A 13,165-nucleotide genomic window follows, 5' to 3' on the forward strand; every position below is an offset into this window, starting at 1 on the left:
ACCTCCCCTTGATGGGGAGGTCGCGCCGCAGGCGCGGGCGGGGTGATAGCGCCGACCTCACGCCGCTTTCGCCACCCCATCCAACTCGTTCAGCACATCCGCCGACAGCTCCAGCTCCGCCGCAGCAAGATTCTCCCGCAGATGCCCGACCGACGATGTGCCCGGGATCAGCAGGATGTTGGGCGACCGCTGCAGCAGCCACGCCAGCGCCACCTGCATCGGCGTCGCGCCAAGCCGTTCTGCGACCCCCGAGAGCGCCGACGATTGCAGCGGGCTGAATCCGCCGAGCGGGAAGAACGGCACATAGGCCGTGCCGTCGCGCGCCAGTTCATCGATCAGCGCGTCGTCGTCCCGGTGCGCCAGATTGTACTGGTTCTGCACGCAGACGATGTCGCAGATCTTGCGGCCTTCCGCGATCTGCGCGCGGGTGACGTTGCTCAAGCCGATATGGCGCACCAGGCCCTTGCGCTGAAGCTCGGCAAGGGCAGTCAGGGGCGCCTCGATCGAGCCTTCCGCCGGGCCATGGGTGTCGAACATGATGCGCAGATTGACCACTTCGATCGCGTCGAGCCCGAGATTGCGAAGATTATCGTGCACGGCCTGCGTCAGTTCCTCGGACGAGTAGGCCGGCAGCCACGAGGCATCGCTTCCGCGGCGGGCTCCGATCTTGGTGACGATGGTGAGGTCGTCAGGATAAGGCGCCAATGCCTCGCGGATCAGCTTGTTGGTGACGTACGGACCGTAATAATCGCTGGTGTCGATATGGTTCACGCCTTGCGCCACCGCTTCGCGCAGCACGGCGATCGCCGCGTCATGGTCCTTCGGCGGACCGAACACGCCTTTGCCCGCAAGCTGCATGGCGCCATAGCCGATGCGATGAACGGAGCGGTCGCCGAGTTTGTAAGTGCCGGATTTGTCTACGCTGGACATCGTGGTTCTCCTTCGCTGTCGGCGAGGGAGATAGGGCATGGCCGCTGTCCCGATAACCGGGTATAACCAGAACGACCTGTGCGGAACTAAGAACAATGGCGGCTGATCTCAACGATCTCCAGGCATTTATGGCAGTGGGACGCGCCGGCGGCTTTCGCGAAGCGGCCCGCGTGACGGCGGGCAGCGCGTCCGTGCTCAGTGAAGCCATCCGCCGTCTGGAAACCCAACTTGGTGTGCGGCTCTTCAATCGTACAACGCGCAGTGTCGCCCTGACCGAGGCAGGCGCCAGCCTGCTGGCCCGGCTTGCCCCGGCGCTGGGCGAGGTCGAAGCGGCGCTTGATGTCGTGAACGGCTTTCGCGACCGGCCCGCCGGCACCTTGCGCCTCAACGTCCCGATCAGCGCGTCTCGGCTGGTGCTGCCAAGAATCGTTCCGGGATTTCTCGCTGCCTATCCGGCCATCCGGCTGGAGGTGATCGCGGAGGAGAACTTTGTCGATCTGCTGGCGGCCAGCTGCGATGCCGGCATCCGCTATGACGAGCGGCTGGAGCAGGACATGATCGCCATGCCGATCGGGCCACGCGTCCAGCGCTTCACCACCTCCGCCTCTCCGGCCTATCTCGATCGGCACGGCCGGCCGCAACACCCGCGTGACCTGCTTGGGCATGCGTGCGTGCGCGGTCGCTTTCCGAGCGGGGTCATGACGCCTTGGGAATTCGAGCGCGACGGCGAGGTGGTGCGGGTCGATACCACGGGGCCATTGCTCGTCAGCATCGGTGGCGGCGTCGACCTCGCCATCGATGCGGCGATCGCCGGCGTCGGCATTCTCTGGCTCTTCGAGGACTGGGTGCGCCCGCATTTCGAGAGCGGCGCGCTGGAACCCGTGCTGGAGCCGTGGTGGCAGGAATTCTCCGGGCCGTTTCTGTACTATCCCGGACGCCGGCTGGTGCCGGCGCCGTTGCGCGCCTTCATCGACTACATCAAGACGCCAGCCGGACATTGGTAACGGAAAATAAAAAAGGCCGCCCGGAGGCGGCCTTTCGGAAAGCTGGAACCCGTAACGCTTAGCGCTTCGAGAACTGGAAGCTGCGGCGGGCCTTGGCCTTGCCGTACTTCTTGCGCTCGACCACGCGGCTGTCGCGGGTCAGGAAGCCACCCTTCTTGAGCACAGTGCGCAGGCCCGGCTCATAGTAGGTCAGCGCCTTGGAGATGCCGTGACGCACAGCACCCGCCTGGCCGGAGAGGCCGCCGCCGATGACGGTGGCGATGATGTCGTACTGGCCGGCGCGGTTGGCCGCGACGATCGGCTGGTTGAGGATCATCTGCAGCACCGGACGCGCGAAATAGCTCGCGAATTCCTTGTCGTTGACAGTAATCTTGCCGGAGCCCGGCTTCACCCAGACGCGCGCGATGGCGTTCTTGCGCTTGCCGGTGGCATAGGCGCGGCCCGACTTGTCGAGCTTCTGGACATGCACGGGCGCGGCCGGCTGCGCGGCAACGGTGCCGAGTTCTGCGAGCGAGGAAAGCTCAGCCATTACGAAGCCCTCTTGTTCTTGGAGTTCAGCTTGGCCACGTCGAGCGTGACGGGCTGCTGGGCGGTGTGCGGATGCTCGGCGCCTGCATAGACGCGGAGATTCTTCATCTGGCGACGACCGAGCGGACCGCGCGGGATCATGCGCTCGACGGCCTTTTCGACGACGCGCTCGGGGAAACGGCCCTCGAGCAGCTGGCGCGCGGTGCGCTCCTTGATGCCGCCGGGATGGCCGGTGTGCCAGTAGTACACCTTGTCGGTGTACTTCTTGCCGGTGAACACCACCTTGTCTGCATTGATGACGACGACGTTGTCGCCATCATCGACATGCGGGGTGAAGGTGGGCTTGTGCTTGCCGCGCAGATGGTTGGCGATGACAGTGGCCAGACGACCGACGACGAGACCTTCGGCGTCGATCAGCACCCACTTCTTCACCACATCCGCAGGCTTCTGCGAAAAGGTAGCCATGGTTTTGCTCTCAGGTTGACCTTTCCCGTCCACGAGGGACAAGAGAAGGCGTTTCTTGTTGCTTGGATTGACGGGAGAGCCGGAGCCGCCCCGTCAATAACAAAACGGCGGCCGTTACGGGCCGCTGCTTCGGATCGGCTTATAGGCGAGGGCGGCTGATGCGTCAAGGCAATCGAAAACGAGTTGCGCGGATAAAGTAAAGCAAAAACAATAGTTTGGTATAATGGTATTATTTTACCACATCGTTTTCCCGCTTCCTCGGGATTGAATAGGTGCCGGTGGCGTGGGCGACGGTGTGTCCGTCCGGGCCGGCGACGATGTCGATGTCGAACACCATCAGGCTCTTGCCGAGCTTCAGGATGCGGCAATGGCCGTCGATCGGACCGGCCTCGGCCTTGCGCATGAAGTTGATGTCGAGGTTGACCGTCACCGACAGCGCGTCAGGCCCGGCGTGGCTGAGCACGCAGACGTAACCGCCGATGTCTGCCAGCGTGAACAGCGACGGACCCGACACCGTCCCGCCGGGGCGCAGATGCCGCTCGTCGGCGTTCAGCCGCACCGTGCAGCCGCCCGGAAACACATCGATCGCCTCATAAGAGGTGAAATTGTCGTTGAGCTGTGGATAGACGCTTGCCATCAGCGCATTGACTTCCGCCGCGTTGAGCATTGGCTTCAGATTGCTTTGGGCTGGCATCGGGGCGTCCTATATGAATGAGCAGCTCCGGGCGGTGCGCCTGGACCAAACGGTGCGACGGAGAAAACACGTCTCGCGGCTGTTCTTCAACCGACAGCGTGCTAGTTCTGTTGCTCCATGAGCAAGAGGTTTTGAAAGTGGCCGAAGTCGTCGCCATCAAGCCCGCCGTCGCCGACGGCCCCGTTCTTGTCAGCCAGGACAAGGGCATCTTGCGCCTCACGCTCGCCAACCCGCCGGCCAATGCGTTGTCGCTGGCGGCGATGGCGGCGCTGCAGGCTGAGTTCGATCGCGTCAAGGCCGACAGATCCGTGCGCGTCATCATCCTGGCGGCGTCCGGCAAGGTGTTCTGTGCCGGTCACGACCTCAAGGAAATGACGGCGCACCGCGCCGAGCCGGATCGGGGCAAGGCCTTCTTCGAAAAGACCTTCGCGGCTTGCGCAACCTTGATGCAGACGATCGTGCGCCACCCAAAACCGGTGATCGCCGAGGTCGACGGCCTTGCCACAGCCGCCGGCCTTCAGTTGGTCGCCAGCTGCGACCTTGCCATCGCTTCGCACGAGGCGAGTTTCTGCACGCCTGGCGTCAACATCGGCCTGTTCTGCTCGACCCCCATGGTGGCGCTATCGCGCAACGTCTCGCGCAAGCAGGCGATGGAGATGCTGCTCACCGGCGAAACGATCGACGCGGCGACCGCCAAGGAGTTCGGCCTGATCAACCGCATCGTGCCGCGCGAATATCTGAATCAGGTTGTCAACAAATACGCGCAAACCATTGCTTCCAAATCGTCCTTGGTGGTCAGGACCGGCAAGGAAGCCTTCTACGCCCAGGCCGAAATGGGGCTCGCCGACGCCTATGCCTATACCGGCCGGGTGATGGTCGAAAACATGCTGGCGCGTGACGCCGAGGAAGGCATCGGCGCCTTCATCGGTAAGCGCAAGCCCGAATGGACCGACGAGTAGCCGGCTTGAATGGAGCCGCGCCATCCCATCGCTGAAGGTTCGACGTGGCTGCCCGCAAGCAACTGACGCGGCTGAAAGCGCCCTATCTCAAGCGCATCCTGCTTGAGCCGTCGCGCGTCTCAGACTGGGAGCAATACCCCTGGAACTTGCCGATCTTCCGGGATCGCGAATTCGAGTTCGAATTCACGAGCGCTATTACCGTCATCGTCGGCGAGAACGGCACCGGCAAATCGACGCTGCTTGAAGCCATCGGCGCGCTGGCCGGCTATGACGAGGCGGGCGGCGGAAAAGGTTACATGCCGGTCGACCATTCGCGTGCTGTCGACAAAAGCGGTGCTGCACTCGGCGCCACGCTCCGCGCCCACTGGCTTCCCAAGGTCACTGCTGGCTGGTTCTTTCGCGCCGAATCCTTCTACTCCGTATCGCGTTATCTCGACCGAGCCGCACTGGATGTTGGGGCGGCGCCGCCCGATTTCCTGTCATGGTCGCATGGCGAGGGCTTTATCCGCTTCTTCGAGGAGCGTTGCCGCAGACAGGGCATCTATATCCTCGACGAGCCGGAAAGCGCGCTGTCGCCGACGCGCCAGATCGAACTGCTGAAACTGCTTCGACGCATGGAGCGGTCCGGCACCGCGCAGGTGATCATGGCCACGCACTCGCCGCTGCTGATGGCTTGCCCGAACGCGCGGCTTTTTCGCATCAGCCGCTTCGGCCTCGACCGCATCGATTTTCAGGACACCGATCATTTTCGCATGATGCGCGATTTCTGCAGCGATCCTGGAACCTTTTTGGAGGAGGCGCTGCGGGATGACGATGAGTTGCAGTGAGCAAATGGCACAGGACGATCTCAACTGGCGGATGGAGCAGGCGTGTCGCGAGGCATGGCCTTCGGCGCTCGAGATCGTTGCCAATGGCTGGCTGTTACGGCGCTCGGGCGGCCGTATCCGGCGCAGCAATTCCGCCAATCCCTTGCGCGGCACACGCGGCGCGCCGGGGAAGGTAATCGATGCCGCTGAAGCGTTCTATGCCGGCCACGGCCAGACGCCGTTGTTTCGCATCCCCGACATCGCCGCCGAACTGGAGCCCGAGCTTGACCGTCGCGGTTACGGCAGGGAAGGCGGCACGATCCATCTTCATGCCGATATCGACGCGCTCGCGGGAGGCGGCTACGACGACGTCACGGTTTCCCCGGCGCCAAGCGAGCGCTGGTTCGAGGCACGCTTTCGCACGGGCGGTTATGACGGCGCGGAACGGCGGGTTTTTCGCGAGATGACGCGTTTGATTGCGGGCGACAAGGCATTCGTATCGTCCGCGCGCGACGATGAAGTCGTCGCCTTTGCCTTTGGCGTCATCCGCAACGGGCTGCTTGTCGTCGAGGCGGTTGAAACCGACGCCAGATTCAGGCAGCAGGGGTTCGGACGCAGGACGGTTGGCCGGCTGATCGGCTGGGCGAAGCGAGCGGGGGCCAAGGCGGGCTGCCTGCAGGTGGTTGTCGACAATACGCCCGCCCGCGCACTCTATGCTTCTCTCGGCTTCAGCCGGGAACTCTATCGTTACCATTACCGCAGGAAGACCGTCGCAGCATGAACCACGATACCTACGACAACAGCTACATCGCCGGCATCCTGAATTCGGTGAAGACGATCGCCATGGTCGGCGCCTCGCCCAACGATGTGCGGCCAAGCTACTTCGTGCTGAAATATCTTTTGGCCAAAGGCTTTTCGGTAGTGCCGATCAATCCCGGTCACGCCGGTAAGCAGATTCTCGGACAGACGGTCTATGGCAGCTTGGCCGATCTGCCGCATCCGGTCGACATGGTGGATGTTTTTCGGGCTTCGGCGGCAGTGCCGGGCATTGTCGACCAGGTGCTGAAGCTCGACCCGTTGCCCAAGGTCGTCTGGATGCAGCTTGGCGTGCGCAACGACGATGCGGCGGCGCGCGCCGAAGCTGCCGGCATCAAGGTGGTGATGAACCGCTGTCCGAAGATCGAATACGGCAAACTGTCGGGCGAGATCGGCTGGACCGGCGTCAATTCCGGCGTGCTGTCGTCGAAGAAACCCTTGATGCGCCAGGGGTTCCAGAGCTTGGGCGTAAGGCAGAAATAGGCGCGCGGTAATTCGCGCAAAATTATTCCGGGAAGAATTTGGATTTTTTCCTGGCGTTCGTCGCAGATCGCACGCCGAAAGGTATTTTCTTCTTTGCATTCACGAGCGCGCTTCGGCATGAATGCCCGGCGATTTTCGAAAGGTTAGGAGAGGGAGGTTTCGATGACCCGTACGCCTGGTTTCAACACTTTAGCCATTCATGCCGGCGCCAAGCCCGATCCGGCGACCGGCGCCCGCGCCACGCCGATCTATCAGACCACCTCTTTCGTCTTCGACGATGCCGACCATGCCGCCTCGCTGTTCGGGCTGAAGGCCTTCGGCAACATCTATACCCGCATCATGAATCCGACGCAGGCGGTTCTCGAGGAACGCGTCGCGGCGCTGGAAGGCGGCACGGCGGCGCTCGCCGTCGCTTCGGGCCACGCCGCGCAGGTCATCGTCTTCCACAATCTGATGCAGCCGGGCGACAACTTCATCGCCGCCAACAAGCTTTATGGCGGCTCGATCAACCAGTTCGGCCATGCCTTCAAGAACTTCGGCTGGGAAGTTCGCTGGGCAGAAGCAAACGATCCTGCGACCTTCGAGAGCCAGATCGACGACAAGACCAAGGCGATCTTCATCGAGAGCCTAGCCAATCCCGGCGGCGTCTTCGTCGATATCGAGAAGATTGGCGACATCGCCCGCAAGCACGGCCTGCCGTTGATCGTCGACAACACGCTGGCCTCGCCCTATCTGGTCCGGCCCATCGAGCACGGCGCCGACATCGTCGTCCACTCGCTGACCAAATTCATCGGCGGCCACGGCAATTCGATCGGCGGCGTCATCGTCGATGGCGGCACCTTCGACTGGTCGAAATCGGGCAAATACCCGATGCTGTCGGAGCCGCGCCCTGAATATGGCGGCCTCGTCCTGCACGAGACCTTCGGCAACTTCGCCTTCGCGATTGCCGCCCGCGTGCTCGGCCTGCGCGACATTGGTCCGGCGATTTCGCCCTTCAACGCCTTCCTGATCCTGACCGGCCTGGAAACGTTGCCGCTGCGCATGCAGCGTCATTGCGACAATGCCGCGAGCGTTGCCGGCTGGCTGTCGAACCATCCCAAGGTTGCCTGGGTGAACTATCCCGGTCTTCCAGGCGACAAGAACAACGCGCTGCAGAAGAAATATTCGCCGCAGGGCGCAGGCGCGGTGTTCACCTTCGGCCTCAAGGGCGGCTACGAGGCCGGCATCAAATTCGTCGAGGCGCTCGAACTGTTCTCGCACCTCGCCAATGTCGGCGACACCAAGTCGCTGGTCATCCATCCGGCCTCGACCACGCATCGCCAGCTTTCCGACGAGCAGAAGGTCAAGGCCGGCGCCGGACCCGACACCGTCCGCCTTTCGGTCGGCATCGAGGACGTCAACGATATCGTCGCCGATCTCGAGCAGGCGCTCGGCAAGGTCTGATGATGTCGGCCTTCCTTGCGGTCAACACCGATGCCGTCGAACCGGAGGCCGGCGCGCCGGCCCCGGATCGAATGATTTCGGGCGATCCCAAATTCCGCACCTGGAACGTCGAGGAGCGTGACGGCGGCCTCTATGCCGGCATCTGGGAAGCGACGCCGGGCAAATGGCGCATCGTCTATGACGAATGGGAGTTCTGCCACATCCTGTCCGGCGTCTCGGTAATCGCCGAGGACGGCGGCGAGGCGCGCACCGTGCGGGCCGGCGATAGCTTCGTGCTGCGGCCAGGGTTCAAAGGCACCTGGGAAGTGCTCGAGACGACGCGCAAGGAATATGTGATCAAACTTTGAATAGGCGCCATTGCCGCGTCATTCTATGGCGAAGCGGTGTAGGCCTGGCCCTAAAATGTGACGGCAATCCGCTCCAGCCCATGAAAGTGATAGCTGTCGCGGAAGCGCGGCGTCTCCGCCAGGCGCAGTTCCGGCAACCGATCGAACAGCGCCTTCAGCGACACCTGCAACTCAAGCCGCGCCAGCGGTGCGCCGATGCAGAAATGGATGCCGGCGCCGAAGGAGACGTTCTTCTGGTCCGTGCGGGCCGGATTGAAGGTGTCGGGCTCGGCAAACGCCAACGGGTCGTGATTGGCCATGCCGAGCAGCAGCGCCACCATCTTGCCGGGCTTGACCAATATGCCCGGCGAAACTTCGATCTCCTCATAGGCATAGCTCAGGAACATGTGCAGCGGCGCGTCGAAGCGCAGGCATTCCTCGACGGTCGCGACATTCGCCTCGGGTGTCGCAAAGAAGCGGCGCGGATCGCCGCCTTGCGCAAGGATCGAGCGCACCGCATTGCCGGTCTGGTACACGGTCGCTTCGTGGCCTGCGTTGAGAAGCAGGATGGCCGAGGACACCAGCTCGTCTTCCGAGAGTTTCTGGCCGTTGTCCTGGGCCTCGATAAGCAGCGATAGCAGATCGTCGCCGGGCTTCTTGCGGCGCTCGGCCACGTAGCCGCGCAGGAACGAAGAAAAGTCGCGCGCGGCGTGGTTGGCCGTGTCCTCGACCTCGCGCGTGCGGCCATGCATATACATGGCGACCATTTGATGCGACCAGTCGAGCAGTCGCGGCCCCATCTCGGTCGGAACGCCGAGCATTTCGGCGATGATGGTGATCGGCAGGGGCGAGGCGTAGGCGGGCAGAAGGTCGACGCCGTTTGGCTCGAAGCGGTCGATCAACTCGTTGGCCAGCACCTCGATGCGCGGCCGCAGCCGCTCGACCTGGCGTGAGACGAAGGCGCGGTTGACCAGCGTGCGAAGCCGCGTATGCACCGGCGGCTCCAGTTCCAGCATGGAATTGGCCTCGATGGCATCGAAGGCCGCGAGATGCGAACGATCGTCGCCGACGCCGCGGCTGTCGGGAATCCCTGCCGGGTTCTGGCGGCCGAAACGGCGGTCGCGCAACAGCCGGTTGACATCGTCGAAGCCGCCAAAGCACCAGAAACCATAATCTTCCCAGAAGAAGGCGTTGGCTGTGCCATGCAGGAAGCCGTAGGCCTCGTACGGGTTCTGCACGAAGGCTGGCTCGTGCGGGTCGAGACGCAGGCAGCGGCCGGCGGGATCAAACTCAAGATAGGAAGGCTTCAAATCGGTCATGCCTGACCATTAGCGCGCCTTGTCAGTCCGATGCCAGATCGTATCTTGTCGCCCGTGAAATCGAACCGTTGAGCCAGATTGCCGGTTTGAAGCATAGCTGCGCGCAGAAATGATCTAGTTGGATATTCGGCTAGCCGCCAGCGTCAGTGGCCAGTCCTCAGAATACTCGCCACTTTGGCTGCGATCGCCGCGTCGAGCGCCGGCCAATTCGCGAGCAGCTCGCGCGGGAAACGATAGGTGAGGCTGAGATCGTCGCCGACCTGAATGTCGCGCTCGCAGGGCGCCAGCGATTCCTCCGCGCTCGGACCGCTGAGGCAACGGGCGACAAATGGATCCTTGCCGGAACGTCCGGCGACGGCCAGCACCTCATTGAGATAGCCTGATTTTTCCGTGAAGGCGTAAACCGTCGTGCCGCCCGGACCGGGCGTGCCCGGCTTTTCGATCAAGGCGCTGTAGATCGGCGCGAAACGGCCGCTCATGTCGCGTGACATCATGCGCGGCTCGAACGACAGGAAGACGATCTTCCTGGTCGTCGCATGGTTGAAGTCGTCGCGCGCGGCCGTGCTGTAGCCGTCCATTTCGGGATAGCGCAGATAGAGATCGAGCCGCGAGGCGATGCCGTCGCGCCTGGCCTGGTCGAAGCGGATGAAGTTTGCCGGCACGCTGATCAGATTGTTGCCCATGACAATCTGGCGCACCGTCATGTCATCCGTATAGCCGGCCATGGCGATCGACCGGCCGAGCCATTTGCCGCCGACGCTGATGGCCACCGAAAGCAGCGCCAGCGCCGCGAAAATGTAGAAGACCCGCCTCATCAAGGTCGAGTCGACGACCTGGAACTCCGCGCTCTCGGCAGCCGTTGCGTCTCTCATTTGCTCTTTCCCGATCCGCCCGCCTGTCCTTCGGCGGCACAGCCTGCGCGGCATGGCTTTTGCAGCGCGTTGGCACGACTGTGCGTTTTCATGGTAAACGGTTGGTAAATATGGATCCCGTTGTGCTTGTTCTTTACGCTTTTGCTGTTGGTCTAACGGCCTGCGGACTGTCCGGATCGGCCATGGAACTGCTGTCAGGCCGGCGCCTGGCCTTTGCCGAGCCTTATGTTTCGCCTGTCCATATCCTGCGTTCGCTGGCGGCAACGGCTTGCGCCGGACCGTTCATGCTCACCAACGAGGCTTTGGCCGCCCGGCGTGAAGGCCGCATAGGCACGATGGCGCTGTTGTCCTGCGGCTGCACGGCCATCGCCTGGGCGCTGGCCCTCGGCGTCGCGCTCATCGCCATTGCATCCTGGGCGACCGCCAACCTAGGGTCTTTCGAATTCGCTGGTTGAGACGAATCGGAGACGAACGATGCCGGTCTATGCGATCGATGGGAAGGCGCCTGAGTTCGAGGACGCCGATACGAACTGGATCGCGCCCGACGCGACGCTGATCGGCAATATCACGATCGGCCGCAACGCCGGCTTCTGGTTCGGCGTCGTCATCCGCGGCGATGGCGAACTCATTGCGATTGGCGCCGACACCAATGTGCAGGAGCATACGATCATGCACACCGACCCCGGCTTTCCGCTGACCATCGGCGAAGGCTGCACGATCGGCCACAGGGCGCTGCTGCATGGCTGCACGATCGGCCACAACAGCCTGATCGGCATGGGCGCCATCGTTCTGAACGGCGCCAGGATCGGCAACAACTCGCTGGTCGGCGCCGGTGCCCTGGTGACGGAAAACAAGGTTTTTCCGGACAATTCGCTGATCGTCGGCTCGCCCGCCAAGGTGATCAGGACGCTGGACGAAGCGGCGATCGAACGCCTGCGCGTCTCGGCGGCCCACTATGTGGCCAATGCCAAACGCTTCAAGGCCAAGCTCGAGACGGTGTGACGGCGGCGGCCCGCTTCGCGCGTGGTCATCCGCGGCGATTGTTCATCGCTTCACGCAACAGAAAGGCGCCGGCCTCGAAGCCGGCCTGCTCGGCGCCTTCCAGTGCCGTCTCATAGTCGTCGATGCGAGTCCGCAGCGACGGGTCCGCGCCTGAAAGGAGCAACAGACGGATCGCGTCCGCGTCACGCCGGGACACCGCATAGTGCAGCGGCGTCCAGTCGTTCACGCCGCGCATATCCGGGTCGGCGCCGTGTCCAAGCAGGATGTGGACGACATCCAGCCTGTCCGGCCGTTCCGTCGACAACGCCGCGATGATCGAAGGAAAGCCGGCAGGATCTTCATAGTTCGCGTTCGAGCCGGCATCGAGCAGCGCGGTGATGAACGCCGCCGGGCTCCAGTAGATCGCATATTCCAGCGGATGACCAAGGCCGAGGTCGAACGGCATCCTCTCGTCGAACCAGCGCGGCGCTTCACCAAGCGCTTTGCCAAGGGTCTCGAAATCACCTGCTTTAAAGGCGTCGTCGATCGCCCGGAACAGCTTGGCGCGCTCGCATCGGTCTTCAGGGATCTCTAACATGATCGCGTTACCCGGATTTGCCTTTTCCTTTCTTCTCGGCAGGTTTGATCCGTATCCGCATGGACCCGCCTTTGGGATTTTCGATGTCGAAGGCGGCCGTTTTCCTTACCAGGTCGCTCAGTTTGCTGAAGCCGTAGGTACGCGGGTCGAAATCGGAAAAGAGATTTGAGAGCTGCTTGCCAAAGGTGCCCAGGAGCACCCAACCATCCTCACTCTCCATCTGGCCGATGACCTTCTTCAGAATGGGCGTGGCTGCCGTCGGCGCCTGAAGCGGCTTCGTCGCAGGAGCAGTATCTTGAGCGTTCTCCGCGCCATGGAGAAGGTTTTCGGTGTAGACGAAACGGCGACATGCCTGCCGGAAGCTCTCTGGGGTTTTTTGCTCCCCAAATCCGAACACGTCGACGCCTTGCTCGCGTATCCGCGAGGCAAGGCGAGTGAAGTCGCTGTCGGAAGAAACCAGACAGAAACCGTCGAACCGGCCGCTGTGCAGCAAATCCATCGCGTCGATCACCAGTGTGATATCCGAAGCGTTCTTGCCCGTGATGTAAGCGAATTGTTGCTGCGGAATGATCGCGTGCTTCGACAGAACCTCTGCCCATCTCTTCGACCGGGCGTTCGAGAAATCACCATAGATGCGGCGAACGCTTGCCTCGCCGATCTTCGCGATCTCCTCGAACAGTCCGTCGGCAATCTTCGCGGAGGCGTTGTCGGCGTCGATGAGAACCGCAAGGCGAGGTGATCGGGGTTCGTTCGGCATACAGAACATCCCACGGTTGGCGCGCAGACAAACAGGAGAAGAGTTTCGCGCTATCTTCTGTTGTAACAGAAGGCCCGCCAAACAGAAATTCAGGCCATCGGAAGCGTATCGTCAGAAACAGCGGAGCCGGCCCCGGGGACAGGGGCCGGCTCCTAAAACCCGGTCGTTGGGGACGGGGAGGGTG

At 62.7% G+C, this 13,165-nt stretch carries 17 protein-coding genes; 9 read left to right on the top strand and 8 right to left on the bottom strand.

The annotated features are described in order from the left end of the window. Nucleotides 1–57 precede the first annotated feature (57 nt). Nucleotides 58–930 carry an aldo/keto reductase family oxidoreductase gene (locus FJW07_RS08500; RefSeq protein ID WP_140855724.1) on the bottom strand — a complete coding sequence of 291 codons (873 nt, stop codon included), beginning with the start codon at nt 928–930 and terminating at the stop codon, nt 58–60. A gap of 95 nt (nt 931–1,025) precedes the next feature. On the opposite strand from FJW07_RS08500, the gene FJW07_RS08505 reads away from it, so the two are divergent. Beyond that, nucleotides 1,026–1,934: a LysR family transcriptional regulator gene (locus FJW07_RS08505; RefSeq protein ID WP_140855726.1), complete on the top strand. Its 909-nt coding sequence runs from the start codon at nt 1,026–1,028 to the stop codon at nt 1,932–1,934. Nucleotides 1,935–1,992: 58 nt separating this feature from the next. On the opposite strand, the gene rpsI is transcribed toward FJW07_RS08505, so the two are convergent. The 3 genes from rpsI to FJW07_RS08520 form a co-directional block, all read right to left on the bottom strand. Further along, a complete protein-coding gene (gene rpsI, locus FJW07_RS08510; protein WP_140855728.1) occupies nt 1,993–2,463 on the bottom strand; it encodes a 30S ribosomal protein S9 in 471 nt (156 codons plus the stop codon). Further along, complete coding sequence (rplM, locus tag FJW07_RS08515) at nt 2,463–2,927, bottom strand: 50S ribosomal protein L13 (RefSeq protein WP_140641527.1); 465 nt, start codon at nt 2,925–2,927, stop codon at nt 2,463–2,465. The genes rpsI and rplM overlap by 1 nt, the downstream gene beginning before the upstream one ends. Before the next feature lie 229 nt (nt 2,928–3,156). Continuing rightward, the gene (locus FJW07_RS08520; protein ID WP_140641529.1) at nt 3,157–3,621 is read right to left on the bottom strand and encodes a PaaI family thioesterase; all 465 of its coding nucleotides are present in this window, start codon (nt 3,619–3,621) and stop codon (nt 3,157–3,159) included. A gap of 137 nt (nt 3,622–3,758) precedes the next feature. Here FJW07_RS08520 and FJW07_RS08525 point away from each other — a divergent pair, with 137 nt between their 5' ends. From FJW07_RS08525 to FJW07_RS08550, 6 genes are all read left to right on the top strand, one after another. Beyond that, nucleotides 3,759–4,580: an enoyl-CoA hydratase gene (locus FJW07_RS08525; protein ID WP_140855730.1), complete on the top strand. Its 822-nt coding sequence runs from the start codon at nt 3,759–3,761 to the stop codon at nt 4,578–4,580. A gap of 44 nt (nt 4,581–4,624) precedes the next feature. After that, nucleotides 4,625–5,407: an AAA family ATPase gene (locus FJW07_RS08530; protein WP_140641533.1), complete on the top strand. Its 783-nt coding sequence runs from the start codon at nt 4,625–4,627 to the stop codon at nt 5,405–5,407. Nucleotides 5,408–5,411: 4 nt separating this feature from the next. After that, nucleotides 5,412–6,167 carry a GNAT family N-acetyltransferase gene (locus FJW07_RS08535; protein ID WP_140641601.1) on the top strand — a complete coding sequence of 252 codons (756 nt, stop codon included), beginning with the start codon at nt 5,412–5,414 and terminating at the stop codon, nt 6,165–6,167. Beyond that, entirely contained in the window at nt 6,164–6,685 is a 522-nt protein-coding gene (locus tag FJW07_RS08540; protein ID WP_140641535.1) for a CoA-binding protein, read from the top strand. The genes FJW07_RS08535 and FJW07_RS08540 overlap by 4 nt, the downstream gene beginning before the upstream one ends. A 162-nt stretch (nt 6,686–6,847) precedes the next feature. Next, on the top strand, nt 6,848–8,128 hold the full coding sequence (locus FJW07_RS08545) for an O-acetylhomoserine aminocarboxypropyltransferase (RefSeq protein WP_140855732.1): 1,281 nt from the start codon (nt 6,848–6,850) through the stop codon (nt 8,126–8,128). 2 nt (nt 8,129–8,130) lie between these two features. Further along, nucleotides 8,131–8,475, top strand: a complete 345-nt coding sequence (locus FJW07_RS08550; RefSeq protein ID WP_181175485.1) for a cupin domain-containing protein — start codon at nt 8,131–8,133, stop codon at nt 8,473–8,475. A gap of 50 nt (nt 8,476–8,525) precedes the next feature. Here the strand turns inward: FJW07_RS08550 and FJW07_RS08555 are convergent, their stop codons facing one another. Continuing rightward, nucleotides 8,526–9,773 (bottom strand): cytochrome P450, encoded by a 1,248-nt coding sequence (locus FJW07_RS08555; protein WP_140855734.1) that lies wholly within the window; start codon nt 9,771–9,773, stop codon nt 8,526–8,528. 143 nt (nt 9,774–9,916) lie between these two features. Then, nucleotides 9,917–10,645 carry a hypothetical protein gene (locus FJW07_RS08560; protein ID WP_140855736.1) on the bottom strand — a complete coding sequence of 243 codons (729 nt, stop codon included), beginning with the start codon at nt 10,643–10,645 and terminating at the stop codon, nt 9,917–9,919. A 110-nt stretch (nt 10,646–10,755) separates the two neighbouring features. Between FJW07_RS08560 and FJW07_RS08565 the strand changes: the two genes are divergently transcribed. Next, nucleotides 10,756–11,100 (top strand): hypothetical protein, encoded by a 345-nt coding sequence (locus FJW07_RS08565; protein ID WP_140855775.1) that lies wholly within the window; start codon nt 10,756–10,758, stop codon nt 11,098–11,100. Between the two features lie 19 nt (nt 11,101–11,119). Then, a complete protein-coding gene (locus FJW07_RS08570) occupies nt 11,120–11,647 on the top strand; it encodes a gamma carbonic anhydrase family protein (RefSeq protein ID WP_140855738.1) in 528 nt (175 codons plus the stop codon). A gap of 25 nt (nt 11,648–11,672) precedes the next feature. Here FJW07_RS08570 and FJW07_RS08575 read toward each other — a convergent pair whose 3' ends face one another. After that, a complete protein-coding gene (locus tag FJW07_RS08575) occupies nt 11,673–12,224 on the bottom strand; it encodes an ankyrin repeat domain-containing protein (RefSeq protein ID WP_140855740.1) in 552 nt (183 codons plus the stop codon). A 7-nt stretch (nt 12,225–12,231) separates the two neighbouring features. Continuing rightward, nucleotides 12,232–12,981, bottom strand: coding sequence for an NYN domain-containing protein (locus tag FJW07_RS08580; protein WP_140707593.1), 750 nt, complete (start codon nt 12,979–12,981; stop codon nt 12,232–12,234). Between the last annotated feature and the right edge of the window lie 184 nt (nt 12,982–13,165).

It is taken from the genome of Mesorhizobium sp. B3-1-9 (genome assembly GCF_006439595.1).
Taxonomy (GTDB): domain Bacteria; phylum Pseudomonadota; class Alphaproteobacteria; order Rhizobiales; family Rhizobiaceae; genus Mesorhizobium.